Genomic DNA, 14,916 nt, shown 5'->3' with positions numbered 1-14,916 from the left:
TAAGACTCTTAAAGAGGTCCAAATATTCAGCACTCATTGCTCGAAGGTTCGAACCCTGAAGGATTGACCCTAAGATGTGAAGAATACTATACAGAACAACTAATCAAAACATGTAGCTATCCTGCAAAAGTAGTTGAAATTCCTACTGACATGTCTTACTCTGCCAAAATCAATAAGTAATTCAGTTCCATGTTTGATAATATGTATTTTTTAAGCGTAATTTCATTATCAAAAATCGAATCTATCGTTGTGAAGAACCCTTTATTATAATTGTAAGTTTTTCCTTCAAATCATAATATGTTCATCTAATTTTGTTCCGACTCTATAAAGCTCTAACGATACTATTTTTGGATTCGATTTCGCATTGATAAACAAGACTTTTATGAAATATCCATGGCCCATATACCAAGATTCGCCTTTTCTCAAAATTTTCATACTGTTATTAGTACAACAAAATTCAGACGCCCACCAATAGAAGAGTATAAATATAAAAAAAAAAAATAAAAAATTTTAAAGCAGTTCCTTACGCTTGAAAGAAACATTAAGAAGAAACAGAATCGAAATGTTATTAACTCATAACTCCAAATAGAAACAGTAAAAATGACAGAAGATTTGCGCCGTTATATATATTTGGACTCTGAAGGAATTCGTAGTTTGTATGCTCAGCTCAGCGAATTGAGTGAAAGAGAACGGAGAGCTTCTGAACAAAAGAAAAAATCAACTAGTGGTAAAGGGCAGCTTAATTTGAAAGGAATTGCAGCTATTTTTGGAGGCAGTGTAGATAGTGAATTAACTCATACTCGCGATTCAGAAGTCCTTACAGAACGAATATTGGTCAAAGAAGGCGAACAGAAATTAGCAGAGATTGAAACTGCTCTTTCTGAAAAGGGTTCTCTATTAGAGGTAAATTCAGTAAACATACTTGCCTACATACATATTGACCGCCTTCCAGCCTTTATAAGAGGAAAACTACCTTTAACAACGAGAGGATTCTATGATAAAGATGTTGTAGAAGAAGTTATTGATTCACAGACAGTTACCTTAAGATTATACATAACAGATTCATATTGTTTATGGCCAGATATTCGTATTGGAGGCAGCTTATCAAAATTCGTTGGTGTGGGAATTAGAGAGAATGGAACTGCAAGTATGGGTTATACTTGTCATTTGGCAATTATGTTAAGGGCACTTGAGAGTGGTCCAGAGAATTTGGGTGTTTTAGGTCAGATTCATAAAACTGGCTCCTTTCTTTACATAAAGCCTTATGCAATCTGGCTGTAATTAATGGAGTAGTATACAAATTCGATCACGATTCTACACAGCCGTTGTACGCATATTCAGCGCCTGAATTTGATAACAAAATTTCCAGCAACCTTCTTATTCAAACAGTCCCAGCATCCATAAGATGCCCCACGTTCACGGCGGGGTAGTGAAGTAAGGTTATAACATATCTATCGCCTTTTGCTGGACGAGTGATTTCTCCCTGTATTTTCCGGATATTCTATCGAAAGTGTTCATTTATTTCACAATAAGGTAGTTCTTGGCTGCCCGTTCTCCGTCCAATCAAACTTGATCATTATATTTACATCCGTTTTTGGCATGGTCTTCTCTCTTGTGTATTCTGAGTCAAATTCCATTACTGATCCTTTGTCCGGAGGCAGATCTCCACTTATTGGAATATTTTTCCTGACAACTTTATTATGTGCCGCATCTGTATATATTACTACACCACTCAAATTTTTGGCAATTTCATTTCCATCATTCCAGAATGTTCCATGCACTTTTATGGTTTCCATATTTGAATTATTTTCTGCTGCTCCCTGTGAAATACCGACATCGCTAACAATATGTACAATCACAGCTATACCGCTTAAATAAATATATATGGTGCGCCTGGAGGCCGGCACACCATTTATTAATCTGTGGATGTAACTGTTACGCAGGCAGTCCCAGCGCCGATCGTTTCTTCATGATATGTGCCTCTATGCCTTTTGCCGCTTCAACCATGTCTGTCTCTACGGCAATTTTTCCGCCAGTGATTCCTTCAAGGTCTACAGTAAGGAGTTTCACGAGGCGTGGAGCGCCTGTAACCGGAGGCATGGGCGCTACATGGGTATAAAGTCCGAAAGCCAGGGCAAATAATGCATCGATAGTGGCTTTCTGTTCCATATATTCCGGCGCTGTCACTGCAACTGGAAGCTGGGATGGGTCAACGCCAAGAGCATCAGCAACCGCTGTCACAAGAAGCGTGATTCTTCCTGTATCAGTGCATGTACCAAAACTCAGGACAGGCGGGATCTTGAGTAATTCACATACTGCTCTGAGGCCAGGCCCTGCTTCCTGTTTCGCTTCAAGAGTTGTAAGCCCGCCGACCTGAAGTGCAGCATTTCCGCATCCTGCGCTGATTACAAGTATGTCCCGTTTGATGAGTTCGCGGGCCATTTTCAAAGTATTGACATCCTGGCCGCTGTCACGCAGCGTTGTGCAGCTGACAAGTGCCACAACTCCTTTCAACGTTCCTTTCTTGATAACATCAAGAAGCGGGGTAAGTGTGCCGCCAAGTGCCCCAAGGCATGCCTCAGTCGAGAAACCGATCACAGCGTTCTGCTTTTTGCTTGATGGGTTTGTAGCCTTTCCTTTTCTCTTCTTGAAGCTTTCAATAGCGATATCTATGAGTTTCTGTGCCTGGGCTGCTGCATTTTCCGGTTTATAGATCATCTGGTCTTTCATACCCGGAACATTGACGAGTTTTGAAACCGAAATAAGGTTAGTATTGTATTTATCCTGGTATTCGCCCATTCCCGGAGGAGAGCAGTTCATATCCATGGCAAAAACATCGATACCGCCTGTTGCAAGCGCGGGTTCGACAGACAGCCAGTTCCCGATCATTCCCACGAATACATCATCTATCGGGAATCTCTGGATGAGTTCCTGGCCTGTTTCGATTGAGCCGATAATGTGGAGTCCATTAGCGCCAGCTTTCTTTGCAGCGTCCTGGTTTTTTGCCTCATGGGCAGCTTTGATAAGAGCCACGCCGATAAAAGGTTCATGACCATTTGCCGCAATATTCACATAAGTTGGGTCGATAATTCCAAGATCCACATTGACCGCATGAGGCTGGGGTGTCCCGAATAGGATGTCCTGTCCCATCTCAAGCGGTATCTGTGAGCCGTAAATACAGGAAATGCCAAGACGCAATGCCTTTTTTGCAAGCGATACATAATCACCGTCGACATTTGTCATCGTGCTTGAAACAGAATCCATAACCTCATGAAGTGGTCCTCCGGGGAGAATGCCAAGTTTTCTCCAGAGTTCTATTCTTGATTTTGGAGCAAATCGAAGAACATTTGAAAGCTCAACATCAGAATCAGAGTTTATTTCAGCAGTCATTGCATTTGCCAACGCAATTGCAGTGTCTTTTGTGCTGCCATCAGTCTTTACCCCCATCTTCCCTGCAAAACTTTTTAGCTTTGCTTCATCCTTTATCTGGAAAGGCGTTTTACCCAATGCTGTCGCTTCGAGTGTTTTGGCAACACTCTTTGCATGGTAAGTATATATTGCCGTACCCATGGTATTCAGGAACATCAAGTTCCTCATTGCCATGGCATCAGCATCTATGCCGCAAACCCCGCGTTCTGCTCCTGGCTTTATCCTGCATGGGCCATTGCTGCAAAGCTGGCAGCTTATACCCTGTTCGCAGAACGAACAGCGTTTTCCCTGGGCCTGGGCCCTATCAAAAGTGTTCGTTACATTATCTTTATGCAATATATTATGCATTTTTATTACTGATTCATGCGCACTAACCGATTCCATAATATTCCTCCGAAATTTTTATTGTTGTCTCTTGTATAAATCTGTTGTTGTTTTGCATTTTGTGTTCATTTCGACCATTCATATTACCTTTTTAAAGGTTATTATCAAAAAGTATCCCATAACGTATAAACATAATCACTATAAATTATAGGATAAATTTGAAAATAGGCTATAGAATAAAATTTAACTGGATTGATTCAAGCACGAAGCATGGTGAGCAGCATTTTGAACCTCTGCCCTGCCCTGACTGCGTGAGGCACATTTGCTGGCATTATTATTAATTGTCCCTCCATAAGATTATGATCTTCTCCTGCGATTATGAAATGTCCTTCTCCTTCAATAACCTGGACTACAGCATCAAAGGGCGCAGAATGCTCACTCAATTCTTGACCGATATCAAAGGCAAATAATGTTATTGTGCCCGCAGGATTCTGTTTCAAGGTCTTGCTGACAACTGAACCAGAACTGTATTCGATATAATCTTTTAAAATAATGGGTTCAACCATAGGATTCACATATTAAATGGATACCTGGTTGTAGAAATAGTCTTTGATTCTGCAGGGCGCGGTGGCTCTGGAATCAGAGTTTCTCTGTTGAACTATTGGAAGGCATCCGGATATCATTTTGTACCTCTAAAATTGATCTGGAATTCAGTTCCTTTTTCTCTATTTATGATAATCTCACCGTCAAGCTGATTTTCTGCAAGAGAGGTAATCAGAGTTAAACCCAATGTTTTGGCATTTCGAATATCCAGATCTTTCGAAATACCTATTCCATCATCACCTATTGAAAGTTGAATCAGATTATTCTCTTTTGATTTAACTGAAATTTGAATCTTTCCCCGTCTTCCTTTCGGAAATGCATATTTCAAGGAATTAGTGATAAGTTCATTAATTATTAATCCGCAGGGAACTGCATTATCAATGTTTATCGGAATGTTTTCTACATTAATATCAATTTTTATATTGCTATTTAATCCATACGATGAAGATATATTTGAGACTATTTCGTCAATATACTCTTTGAAGTTAATGTGCGCAAGGTTCTCGGAATGATAAAGTTTTTCGTGGATAAGGGCCATTGCATGTATCCGGTTCTGGCTGTCAATAAAAATATCTTTATATTTTTTATCTTCGATATTCCGGGTTTGAAGACTCAGAAGACTGGAAACAATTTGCATATTGTTCTTGACACGATGGTGAATCTCTTTAAGAAGCGTTTCTTTCTCTTTCAGGGAGTCCTCGATTTGTTTCTCAGCCAGCTTACGGCGTTGATCATTCCTGTAAGCTTCTATAATGTTAGCACATGTACTTAGAAGAGGAGTCAGATACTCAAGAATATCTTCGTCATAACCCGCCGGGTGGTTAGCAATACCAATCATGCCAATAAGTTTTTCCCCCTGATAAAATGGTATACCTAAAAATGTATTAAGAGATGGATGGCCTTCAGGAAGACCTCCTCGTCTTGGGTCTGCCGAGGGATTATTAGCAATAACCGGTTTTCCTCCAGTTATTACTTCACCGAATAGCGTTTTAAGGTTAAAGAAGTCCATCCCTTCCGGAGTATTATTTTTATAGAACTCCCGGGTCTTTTTATTCCATGCAATGTTTGTGAAAGCATGCACTTTTAAATAAGGCTCACCTTCCGCAGTATAGAGAATCTCACCGATAAAACCATATTCACTTTGGGTCAATGAGAGAAGATTGGCTAAAATCTCATTAAATGTAATCTGCATATTGGAATCCACAATATAATTATCCTGGACGCTTTTTATAGTATCTAACAGGTTGCGACTTTTATTCAATGCTTCTTCCATCTCTTTTCGCTGCGTAATATCACGAAATATAAAGGAGAGACCAGTTAAATTATGATTTGAATCCAGCAATTGAGACATTGTCAAATCCACAAATATCCTATTGCCATCCTTATGAAAGCGCACCGTCTCAATCCCGGAAGCAGATTTACCATCTAAAGTATCGCTGATAAGTCCTTCCTTCTGGACCTGCAAATTTAGCGGAACTATTAAGCTGGAAAGTTTCTTTCCGATTACTTCCTGCGCCTCCCATCCAAAAAGCTTCTCAGCACTGCGGTTCCATGATGTAACCCCATCTTCAAGGTCTGTTGTAATAATTGCATCACTTGCATTATCGAATAGGGTAATATATTTATTCTCTACTCCTTTTCGAAGCTTTTCTTCTGCTATGGCCAGCTTTTCATAAGGCAGTTCTACAGACGATTTATACAAGCCAAGATAAAAATAGAAAAAACCAGTGATTATAAGAAAATGTCCTGAGAATTCATGAAAAAAGTAGACCAGATTACTTATTAGCACGATGAGAGAACCGTATATTATATTATTCAAGTTATTCTGCCCTGTTTCTTTAGCTCTTTTTCTATAAAGATAGGATGCAGTTAAAATAATAGTTGTAATTACGAATAATAAAGCTATAGTTGCGGTGGAATAAGTATCAATATTATATGCCATCAAAAGAAAATTTTCAGGAAAAAACAAAGAGATCATGGGAACTGACATTATTGCTATTGTGAACAAAACCATGACATATTTGTTAATCAATTTAGGAAGTGAATCTTTATGTATATATGCACTTGCAAGAAGTAGAAGGGCCAGGAAGAGTCGGGATTCAAGAAAGAAAATGGCTGCTTTATAAGATGAATTGGGGTTGATAAAATCAGGCATGAAAGGATAGGATAGTAAATGAAACAAAATCAAAAGCCCGGTAATAAGAAAAGTTGTACCTAAAAAAAGAGAATGGTTATCCCTGCTTTTATTATATGCATACCATGTTATGGAAAAAATTGAAAGAGCAACAAAAACAGAGAATAATTCAGATATTATCTCAAATGTTTCTTCCAGTGATTGTGGGTTATTTAATCCTGATAGATCTATCATATTTTCTATTGTTCAATATAGTATTATTATTTTTAATAATAAAGTTTATTTATGATATTTAAATTATTGAATAAAATATATGGAAGTTTTCTTTCTGGTCTGAACTATAATATTAATTTAGTAAGTTTATAAACAGATTTGTGAAAATTGTGTGAATGGGGATAAAGCTAGTATTTTGTTGATCTAATGTTCTGAACTTCACACCTCAGTATATATTAATGTGACTTCTAAATATAATTATATAATGAAAATTCAGAGGCAATATAATATGGGGCCATTCGATAGTTGGATAAACAGTGCGCAGGTTTCTCCGAAGAAAAGCACCCATCGATTTTCTGAACCGCGTTCCATTATAATAACCAACCAGATTAGAACTCTGCCTCTCCACCTCAAATTCATATTATACGCATATATCAGGCTACTTGACAGGGATAAAAAGGATACAAAGGTGACTGTGGGAGATGTCTTTGAGGAGTATAAAAAATTGACTGCTGAATTTAATACATATAGCTTATCAATTGATAACGTAATCAATTGCATCAAAGAGCTTGAATTGCTTGGGTTTTTAGAGTGCATGTATATTTGTAAAGTTCCGGGGCGAATAAGATATATTCGCATATTTGATCCATCTCAGATTCCAAAATACGTCTCCATACTGAAAGAAGATTTAGATAAAGATAAAATTGCTGCGATCCCATACCATTTATAAGAAGCAGTATCAACCATCCATCTTCTTGATTTACTTGACAATCACCCTTAACTGCAAAAGTGAGAGATTGGAAGTCCGGGAAAAGTAGAGAAGGGACACAACAATTTCAAAGCGAGAGTTGGTATAGTCCCGGGCGGATTCGAACCGTCGTCTCCGGCTCCAAAGGCCAGAAGGATTGACCACTACCCTACGGGACTGAACCCTAAATCGCAACTAAACTACTTATTCTTTATGGGAGCTTTATATATACGCCCTTCTGAGCCTGTCCTTATGTTCCTTATATTTCCTCCGGAAAGATGCATCCTCTGTCATAAGATCAACCTGCTGCTTAAGTTTCTGTTCAAGCTGGGCCTGTTTGCTTGAAAGATGTTCCTTACACAAAAGGTTGGATGAATCCGATGAAAAAGTCTGGATCCCGGCCATTATAACAGATATTTTTTTATCAATGGGAGTAACAGTCCCGAAAGGTACGGGAGATCCGTTTTTCATTATTTTTTCAAGATCTTCATCAAAATTTGATATTTTCATACCAACAGCTATGGATTCTCCCGGGCTTACCTCTTCCGATTTTACCTGCCATAACTTTTTATCGCCTGCAATGAATGTGTCGTTATATTCACGGTTAATGCCGCTTAACACGCGCCATCCCGATTTATTCTTGCTCTTATCGTAGGTTTCTTTAATATTCCCCATCAGGGAACTTACGCTTTTTATCGCCATTATGCGAACATACCTCTTGGCGGTTCTGATCTCTTGCAAAGCGATTCTGAAAGTGCTGCCTCAAAATGTGCCATCTTTACTTTGCCGCCTTTCAGTATGGCTTTATGCAATGCGTTCTTTAGCAATTTTTCAACAAGGTCTCTTCCGGAAAAACCCGGTGTGAGTTTTGCGAGAGCTTCGAGATCTACATCCTTTGCCAGTTTCTTCGGGAACGTTGCAGTATAGAACTTCAATATTTCAACCCTTTCTTCAACTGTTGGCAGGGAGAATCCAATTTCCTCCTCAAAACGGCTGCGTATTGCGGAATCAAGCGTATGGAGCATGTTTGTCGCTGCAATGGTGCATATCCCTTCATGCTCATCTATTCCATCCAGTTCGGTGAGGAGCGAATTGACAATTTCTGATACATCACCGCGGATCTCCTGGTAATTCCTGTTAAGGGCAATAGCATCAAATTCATCTATGAATATAATGCATGGTGCCATTTCGTCAGCTTTTTCATATAACTGGTGGATCTGTCGCGCCCCGTCGCCGACATATTCCCCTATGAGTTTTGTGGCTCGTACTGGCAGGAAAGTGACATCGGTGGCAGTTGCTAATGCCTTTGCCATCATGGTTTTTCCTGTTCCTGCAGGTCCATGGAACAGAACATTCCTGGGTACCCATGTCCCGAATTTCTCAGGGTTTTTAAGATAACTCTCAATAAGCTTACATTTTTGTTTTGCTTTCTCCTGTCCTATGATATTCTTGAAAGTAACTTCTTTTTTCATTTCAGGGACGAAGAAATCAATCTCATAATCTTCAACTGTGAATTTTGTATTTTCTCCTATCTCAGAGTTATCAGGTTCAACTTCAATTACTTTAAAAGCAAAATCCGGGAACATTCTCCTGTCAAACAGGAAGTCTCCTTTTTTTATTATGAATCCATTCCACTGCTCTCTTGCATAGAATTCAAATACATCAAGCTCCGAGGTTTCAGGATATTCATGGAACATTCCTTTCAAGGGGTAACCGGCCGGTTTTACTGTTACTGTTTTTGCTCCTTTGCATTTAATGCCGGGCTCGTATTTTGCGCCTTTTTTACTATTTACCCGTTGTTTTGCTCGCATAATTCAATTATTGTCACTCATCTATTAAACGGTTACCCTGTTTATTGATTCTTCTGGAATTCTTTTATACCTGCGCCTGTGTTTTTCAAAAGGTTTGATGCTAATTCCTGGGATGACCATGAACCAAGCCCGCAGTCAGGACCTGCATATTTGATCCTGTCCCCAAATATCGAATATGCCTTTTGAAGCCTTTTTGCGATAATCTGAGGCGTTTCCATCTGTGTTGTAATTTCGTCTAATTTTGCAGGTTCTTTCCAGACATTTGTGTTGTATTTTTCATTAAGGACCGCGGCCATTCCGAAAATATCAGTACGCGAGACCCCTATCCTTAAGAATTTGTCGTAATCTTCAAGGTCTTTTTTATCAATAAGGTCAAGATATGATGGATTGGCAGCGGATTCAACGCCGATTATCCCGATTGATGGCACCCTGCATATGAGTTTATAATGAAGCGGTGAATGAAGATGTATCTCCGTATCAATTTTATTTGAACCGGATGTTTTTGTGGCAAGGGTAAGTGCCTCTATCATATCGTTATCACTGAACATGATCTGCGGGTTTATCCCTATACTTGGCTCATCTATCGAGATAACCGCAATCCGGAATTGTTTTGCATTATCAATGGAATTACTGACAAAGCGGTCAATGCTTGCCGCAAATGCATTCAGGACATCTTTATAGGCAGTCCCGCCGAATTGCTTCATATACAATTCTATTGGACCTGTAACGCAAAGCCTTATATTTAATTTCTTTCCGGTTTTTTTTAAATATTGGGCGCCTACGTCTTCCATTGCCGAAAGTTCCATTATCCTTGCCCTGTCCTTGCGGACAATGAGCGGCTCTTCCTGGGCAGATTCATCATTTATGATTTCAAGGAACATCTGGTTCATGTCCCGGAACTGGGGATATGTAGGCACATCCACGCCGGCATCGATTTTCTGCTGCATCGCACCTTTAAGAAGGTCTGGCAATTTCGGGTCATTGCTTTTCTTTGCCTGTTCTACCCATTCCCTGTTTATGCCTTTTGGCAGCGGGAAGCTTCCGATATCATCAAAAAGTATCATATGACTATTGATTTCTTTCTATCAGTTTATAGTTATTGAATAGGGTGCTTTGGCATAAAGAGAAAACTGATTACATGGTCTTGTGAAAATAGCAAAATTTTATTTTATAAATAATATAATATTATTAAACAAAACGCTTATATAGAATTACAAACAACGAGAATCACTCGTACAATCACTTGAATTTGTACAGATTATCAGATAAAATTTTAACGGAGGCTTATTATGGCAGGACAATTAGGAGGACAGCCGATCTTTATTTTAAGAGAAGGCAGTCAAAGAACAAAAGGAAGAGAAGCACAGAATAATAACATAATGGCAGCTAAGGCCGTAGCAGCAGCAGTAAGGACCACCCTTGGACCAAAGGGAATGGATAAAATGCTCGTTGACTCAATGGGAGATATCGTAATCACAAACGACGGTGCAACCATTCTTAAGGAAATGGATATCGAACATCCGGCAGCCAAGATGATCGTTGAGGTCGCAAAGACCCAGGATGACGAGGTCGGAGACGGCACAACCACGGCAGCAGTTCTTGCAGGCGAATTCTTAAAGAATGCAGAGGAACTATTGGAAATGGGAGTACATCCAACAGTTATCGCAAGCGGATACAGGCTTGCTTCAATAAAGGCAAAGGAGATCCTTCAGACACTTGCAAAAAAAGTGACAAGTGATGATAAAGACCTATTATTAAAGATCGCAGCAACTGCAATAACCGGAAAGGGCGCAGAAGCATCAAAGGATGTTTTCGCAAACCTTACAGTAAATGCTATCCTTGCTGTAGTTGATATTGAAAACGGCAAAAAAGTCGTTGATGTCGATGATATAAAAGTCGAGAAGAAAGTAGGCGGAAGTGTTGAAGATTCACAGTTGATCGAGGGCATGGTAATTGATAAGGAAAGAGTCCATACCAACATGCCAAAGAAAATCACTGATGCCAGAATACTGCTTATAAACGAAGCACTTGAGATCAAGAAGACCGAAGTTGACGCAGAGATCTCAATAAAATCACCCGACCAGCTCCAGTTATTCCTTGACCAGGAAGAGCAGATGATACATGACATGGTGACAAAAGTAATTAACTCAGGCGCTAACGTCTTGTTCGTGCAAAAAGGAATTGATGATATTGCCCAGCATTATCTCGCAAAAGCCGGAATATATGCAGCAAGGCGCGTAAAGAAAAGCGATATGGATAAACTTGCACGCGCAACAGGCGCCAAGATCCTGACAAGCCTCAAAGAGATAACTGATTCCGATCTTGGAAAAGCAGGCCTTGTCGAGGAAAAGAAGATCGGTGACGAAGCAATGACATACGTAACAGAATGTCATAATCCGAAAGCAGTCTCAATAATACTTCGCGGCGGAACAGAACACGTAGCCGATGAAGCAGAACGCGCGTTACACGATGCACTTCGCGTTGTGGGCGTTGCAATAGAAGATGAGACACTTGTAGCAGGCGGCGGCTCTCCGGAAATTGAGCTTGCATTGCGCCTGCGTGAATACGCAAGCACCTTAAAAGGCAGGGAACAGTTAGCAGTTGCCAAGTTCGCTGAAGCCTTGGAGGTTATCCCGAGAACACTTGCAGAGAATGCAGGTCTTGACCCCATAAACATGCTCGTTGAAATGAGAAGCCAGCATGAGAAGGGCAACAAGACAGCAGGTCTTAATGTGTTCACAGGTAAAGTCGTGGATATGTGGAAAGAAGGCGTTGTAGAGCCACTCAGAGTAAAGACCCAGGCCATCAGCTCTGGCACTGAAGCAGCCACAATGATACTTCGCATCGATGACGTGCTGTCCAGCAAATCTGCGCCGGGAGGCGGCATGCCACCAGGCGGAATGGGCGGCATGGGTGATATGGGCGGTATGGGTGGAATGGATTAAAAGCGGGTATTTCCCGCTTTCTTTTTTTAGTGGTTCTTATGGATATTCTTGATACTTCTGCACATTCAAAGGAAGAATCAGTCAGGATTCTCTCCAGAGAACTTGAAAAAAATCCTATTTTAATGTTAACAGGTCCCCAGGGAGGAGGAAAGACCACTCTTGCTATAAAACTACTTTCGGAGAATGTCGGGGCTTATCTTGAAGGAAGAGGTCGGGCGGCCCAGCCTGTTGTTCTTATAAGAAAAGATTTTGTGGAAAAAATGAAAAGTGAGCTTTATGAAAAAAGAAAGCTGCCTATATTTGAAGGCGATGAGCCTGTTTACGTTGATGTCTCCGTTTATGACCAGATAAAATTATTAGTTGAAAATATTTTTGATGTAATGGAACTTGGGGAGCCTGAACTTATCAAGGAGATCACCCTGCTAACTAAAAAAATGGGTGTTGTTCCAAAGGCGATCGAACTTGTGGCAAGTGACGAAGAGCTTGTTAAAAGAAGGCTTGCAAGGCATCTTGATGCAAAGGAACGTCTTTCGGCCCTGATCGAAAAAGAGAAAAAGTATGGTATTGAATCAAACCTATGGGGTATCCAGGGAGCAAAAATCACAGATGTCATTAATCGTGAAGGTGTGACGGATTATGATGAAGACCAGATATCAAGGACTATCAAGGATTTTGACAGGGTAATCCCAACGAAAGATATGACCCTTGAGGATTGCCTGCAAAAGATGATCGAAATATCAAATAATGAAAATAAAGAGAGTGGTTTTCTTGTCGAACACTCGGATGAAGGCGAAAGGATAATAAGCGATCTTATTGTGGGAAAAGGTGCAAATTCCATAATTGGGGTAACGCTTCTTGAAATATATGTGGGTTTTCGCCAGAACAGGTCTCTTTATCGCGCCTATAAACATGCAAAGGAAGGAAAACTTGAAGTCATTCATTCATACACACCAATGCTTCAGGAATTTGAGTACAATGCAAATCCCTGGAATCCTCCTTTAAGTATTGAAATTCCGGTATTGTCCTCGGCTGATATTGCAGCTTCGGAAAGGTTTGACATAATGGTTTCTGTGATCAGGCCAGATGGAATTGTGGAATCCTCAAGTAAGAAGAGGAAAAAGGAGTTAGAAGAGATGTTATTTATCTAATAATGTTAATCTATTCATATACTTGAAGTCATCAAATTAATAAAAGAATCCATTAATCGGCAAAAAGAATATGATTTTGAAATTAAATCCGAATTTAAAGAGTGGGATTCTCTAAGTGATGAAGCTCTGATTAATTTCGAGAGTAATTTATAATGCAAGAAGGAGATATTTATTTAGTGGAGATTCCTGCTTCGAATGGGCATGAACAAGCAGGATTCAGACCTGCTATTATAATTCAATCAAGTGATATAGAAAAACTTCCAACTGTTTTAGTAATACCTCTTACTTCAAAGATTAAAGCAAAAAGAGGATTAAAAATAAACGAGGCAAAATATCGTCTTCCAAATTAAAACATATAAAACAAAAAATATGCGAACTTATGGGATTAATCGAATAATATTTATATTATTGTTTTTGAGTTTCAGACTTCTTAGAAGCTGATGCACATCCTTAAAGTGGAAAACACAAAACGTAGACGCACGCAGATTGATTACACTGAAACTTATAATTACAGTTTCGGCGCTTCCCCACAGCCCAAAACAACCAAAAAGCGCACAGGCTGCGACTACTCCTGTATCATCACGCGCATAAGCATCCGCTTTTGATATCGTCGCAGATGCGGTGTTTGGCAATGTTATCAAAAATCATTCTTGGGACAAGATTGCAGAGTGTGGAATGTGAATATTTAAGGATATGACCTCAAATATTTCATGTCACATTCACCCATAGATGCAAATCCCTATATGGTGCTGTTAAATTATTCTCTTTATAAAGCAAAAAATCAAGTTTCAGGTTATTGCCTATTATTTCCGGTGTAAAATATGTTCTTTCTTCCCATGTAGAATTATGCTTAAGTTGTACATTTTTTCTACTTAAAGTATTATTTTCAAGTGAGATCAAAAGAGTATAATTCACAGGACTATATTCATGATTTACTATGCCAACTATCAGACTACTGTTATTTCCTGATTCAATGGTAGTGGGATAATTGTCAGCCTTTCCTTCATTTCCAAGAATATAAAATTCAGTAAATTTTTCTCCCTGTATGGGGGAAACGATCACATACACCAATACAATTACCGAAAAAATGATTGAAAGAACAAGTATTACCGAGAGAATTTTATCCAGCTTTGTATCTCCATTAAACATCGCTTTAGCCCTGGGGTAAATACTCGTTATGTTTAATCCATAAACTTCGTCCTCAGGTAATCTCGACCGCCTGTAATAAGCGATCAAGCACATTATCAGGGTAAAAACAGAGATACTGATAAGAACAGGAAATAGTCGTATTCCGAAAGGAGTAAAATTCAATACCAGACCTATTAGCGGCACTACGGCAATACTCAGGCCAAAACTTAAGGCGATCCTTTCTATGCCGTCAATATCCTTCTTTCCTGGAAAAAGAGCAGCGATCAGGGCATAACCTGGAAGAAACAAGACCACCGGAATTCCAAGTATTGTTCTGATAGGGGTCGTATTCAGAGGGGGAAGCAGCACGAACAAAACTGTCATGATCAGCAAAAATACAACTATCTTAAGATCACCAAATCTTATCATGTCC

At 39.5% G+C, this 14,916-nt stretch carries 13 protein-coding genes and 1 tRNA gene; 5 read left to right on the top strand and 9 right to left on the bottom strand.

Annotated elements, in window-relative coordinates; all coding sequences use genetic code 11:
- The first annotated feature begins 600 nt into the window (after nucleotides 1-600).
- Nucleotides 601-1,281, top strand: coding sequence for a hypothetical protein (locus CL181_RS02455; protein ID WP_097297659.1), 681 nt, complete (start codon nucleotides 601-603; stop codon nucleotides 1,279-1,281).
- Nucleotides 1,282-1,523: 242 nt separating this feature from the next.
- On the opposite strand, the gene CL181_RS02450 is transcribed toward CL181_RS02455, so the two are convergent.
- The 4 genes from CL181_RS02450 to CL181_RS02435 form a co-directional block, all read right to left on the bottom strand.
- Nucleotides 1,524-1,859, bottom strand: coding sequence for a hypothetical protein (locus CL181_RS02450; RefSeq protein WP_141398765.1), 336 nt, complete (start codon nucleotides 1,857-1,859; stop codon nucleotides 1,524-1,526).
- Nucleotides 1,860-1,935: 76 nt separating this feature from the next.
- Entirely contained in the window at nucleotides 1,936-3,813 is a 1,878-nt protein-coding gene (gene cooS, locus CL181_RS02445) for an anaerobic carbon-monoxide dehydrogenase catalytic subunit (protein WP_097297657.1), read from the bottom strand.
- 197 nt (nucleotides 3,814-4,010) lie between these two features.
- The gene (locus CL181_RS02440; protein WP_097297656.1) at nucleotides 4,011-4,319 is read right to left on the bottom strand and encodes a cupin domain-containing protein; all 309 of its coding nucleotides are present in this window, start codon (nucleotides 4,317-4,319) and stop codon (nucleotides 4,011-4,013) included.
- A 113-nt stretch (nucleotides 4,320-4,432) separates the two neighbouring features.
- Nucleotides 4,433-6,724: an MASE3 domain-containing protein gene (locus tag CL181_RS02435; protein WP_097297655.1), complete on the bottom strand. Its 2,292-nt coding sequence runs from the start codon at nucleotides 6,722-6,724 to the stop codon at nucleotides 4,433-4,435.
- A 244-nt stretch (nucleotides 6,725-6,968) separates the two neighbouring features.
- On the opposite strand from CL181_RS02435, the gene CL181_RS02430 reads away from it, so the two are divergent.
- Nucleotides 6,969-7,433: a hypothetical protein gene (locus tag CL181_RS02430; RefSeq protein ID WP_097297654.1), complete on the top strand. Its 465-nt coding sequence runs from the start codon at nucleotides 6,969-6,971 to the stop codon at nucleotides 7,431-7,433.
- A 124-nt stretch (nucleotides 7,434-7,557) separates the two neighbouring features.
- Here CL181_RS02430 and CL181_RS02425 read toward each other — a convergent pair.
- The 4 genes from CL181_RS02425 to CL181_RS02410 all read right to left on the bottom strand — a co-directional run bounded on the left by CL181_RS02425 (nucleotide 7,558) and on the right by CL181_RS02410 (nucleotide 10,326).
- Nucleotides 7,558-7,630: transfer RNA gene (locus CL181_RS02425), tRNA-Gln, on the bottom strand.
- Nucleotides 7,631-7,673: 43 nt separating this feature from the next.
- A complete protein-coding gene (locus tag CL181_RS02420; protein WP_097297653.1) occupies nucleotides 7,674-8,153 on the bottom strand; it encodes a hypothetical protein in 480 nt (159 codons plus the stop codon).
- Nucleotides 8,153-9,262 (bottom strand): AAA family ATPase, encoded by a 1,110-nt coding sequence (locus CL181_RS02415; protein ID WP_097297652.1) that lies wholly within the window; start codon nucleotides 9,260-9,262, stop codon nucleotides 8,153-8,155. Before CL181_RS02415 ends, CL181_RS02420 begins: the two co-directional genes overlap by 1 nt.
- A 41-nt stretch (nucleotides 9,263-9,303) precedes the next feature.
- Nucleotides 9,304-10,326 carry a methionine synthase gene (locus tag CL181_RS02410; protein ID WP_097297651.1) on the bottom strand — a complete coding sequence of 341 codons (1,023 nt, stop codon included), beginning with the start codon at nucleotides 10,324-10,326 and terminating at the stop codon, nucleotides 9,304-9,306.
- A gap of 225 nt (nucleotides 10,327-10,551) precedes the next feature.
- On the opposite strand from CL181_RS02410, the gene thsB reads away from it, so the two are divergent.
- The 3 genes from thsB (at nucleotide 10,552) to CL181_RS02395 (ending at nucleotide 13,705) form a co-directional block, all read left to right on the top strand.
- On the top strand, nucleotides 10,552-12,207 hold the full coding sequence (gene thsB, locus CL181_RS02405) for a thermosome subunit beta (RefSeq protein WP_097297650.1): 1,656 nt from the start codon (nucleotides 10,552-10,554) through the stop codon (nucleotides 12,205-12,207).
- A 38-nt stretch (nucleotides 12,208-12,245) separates the two neighbouring features.
- Nucleotides 12,246-13,355: a hypothetical protein gene (locus tag CL181_RS02400; RefSeq protein WP_097297649.1), complete on the top strand. Its 1,110-nt coding sequence runs from the start codon at nucleotides 12,246-12,248 to the stop codon at nucleotides 13,353-13,355.
- Nucleotides 13,356-13,507: 152 nt separating this feature from the next.
- Nucleotides 13,508-13,705, top strand: a complete 198-nt coding sequence (locus CL181_RS02395; RefSeq protein ID WP_097297648.1) for a type II toxin-antitoxin system PemK/MazF family toxin — start codon at nucleotides 13,508-13,510, stop codon at nucleotides 13,703-13,705.
- A 358-nt stretch (nucleotides 13,706-14,063) separates the two neighbouring features.
- Here the strand turns inward: CL181_RS02395 and CL181_RS02390 are convergent, their stop codons facing one another.
- Nucleotides 14,064-14,912 (bottom strand): DUF1616 domain-containing protein, encoded by an 849-nt coding sequence (locus CL181_RS02390; RefSeq protein ID WP_097297647.1) that lies wholly within the window; start codon nucleotides 14,910-14,912, stop codon nucleotides 14,064-14,066.
- Between the last annotated feature and the right edge of the window lie 4 nt (nucleotides 14,913-14,916).

The sequence above is a fragment of the Candidatus Methanoperedens sp. BLZ2 genome (assembly GCF_002487355.1).
Taxonomy (GTDB): domain Archaea; phylum Halobacteriota; class Methanosarcinia; order Methanosarcinales; family Methanoperedenaceae; genus Methanoperedens.
This window is presented reverse-complemented; position numbering and strand designations above follow the sequence as displayed.

Excerpts from the sequence above, each read along its gene's own strand:
- CL181_RS02455 (WP_097297659.1), top strand. The coding sequence starts at position 601 with ATGACAGAAGATTTGCGCCGTTATATATATTTGGACTCTGAAGGAATT.
- cooS (WP_097297657.1), bottom strand. The coding sequence starts at position 3,813 with ATGGAATCGGTTAGTGCGCATGAATCAGTAATAAAAATGCATAATATA.
- CL181_RS02440 (WP_097297656.1), bottom strand. The coding sequence starts at position 4,319 with ATGGTTGAACCCATTATTTTAAAAGATTATATCGAATACAGTTCTGGT.
- CL181_RS02435 (WP_097297655.1), bottom strand. The coding sequence starts at position 6,724 with ATGATAGATCTATCAGGATTAAATAACCCACAATCACTGGAAGAAACA.
- CL181_RS02430 (WP_097297654.1), top strand. The coding sequence starts at position 6,969 with ATGAAAATTCAGAGGCAATATAATATGGGGCCATTCGATAGTTGGATA.
- CL181_RS02420 (WP_097297653.1), bottom strand. The coding sequence starts at position 8,153 with ATGGCGATAAAAAGCGTAAGTTCCCTGATGGGGAATATTAAAGAAACC.
- CL181_RS02415 (WP_097297652.1), bottom strand. The coding sequence starts at position 9,262 with ATGCGAGCAAAACAACGGGTAAATAGTAAAAAAGGCGCAAAATACGAG.
- CL181_RS02410 (WP_097297651.1), bottom strand. The coding sequence starts at position 10,326 with ATGATACTTTTTGATGATATCGGAAGCTTCCCGCTGCCAAAAGGCATA.
- thsB (WP_097297650.1), top strand. The coding sequence starts at position 10,552 with ATGGCAGGACAATTAGGAGGACAGCCGATCTTTATTTTAAGAGAAGGC.
- CL181_RS02400 (WP_097297649.1), top strand. The coding sequence starts at position 12,246 with ATGGATATTCTTGATACTTCTGCACATTCAAAGGAAGAATCAGTCAGG.
- CL181_RS02395 (WP_097297648.1), top strand. The coding sequence starts at position 13,508 with ATGCAAGAAGGAGATATTTATTTAGTGGAGATTCCTGCTTCGAATGGG.
- CL181_RS02390 (WP_097297647.1), bottom strand. The coding sequence starts at position 14,912 with ATGATAAGATTTGGTGATCTTAAGATAGTTGTATTTTTGCTGATCATG.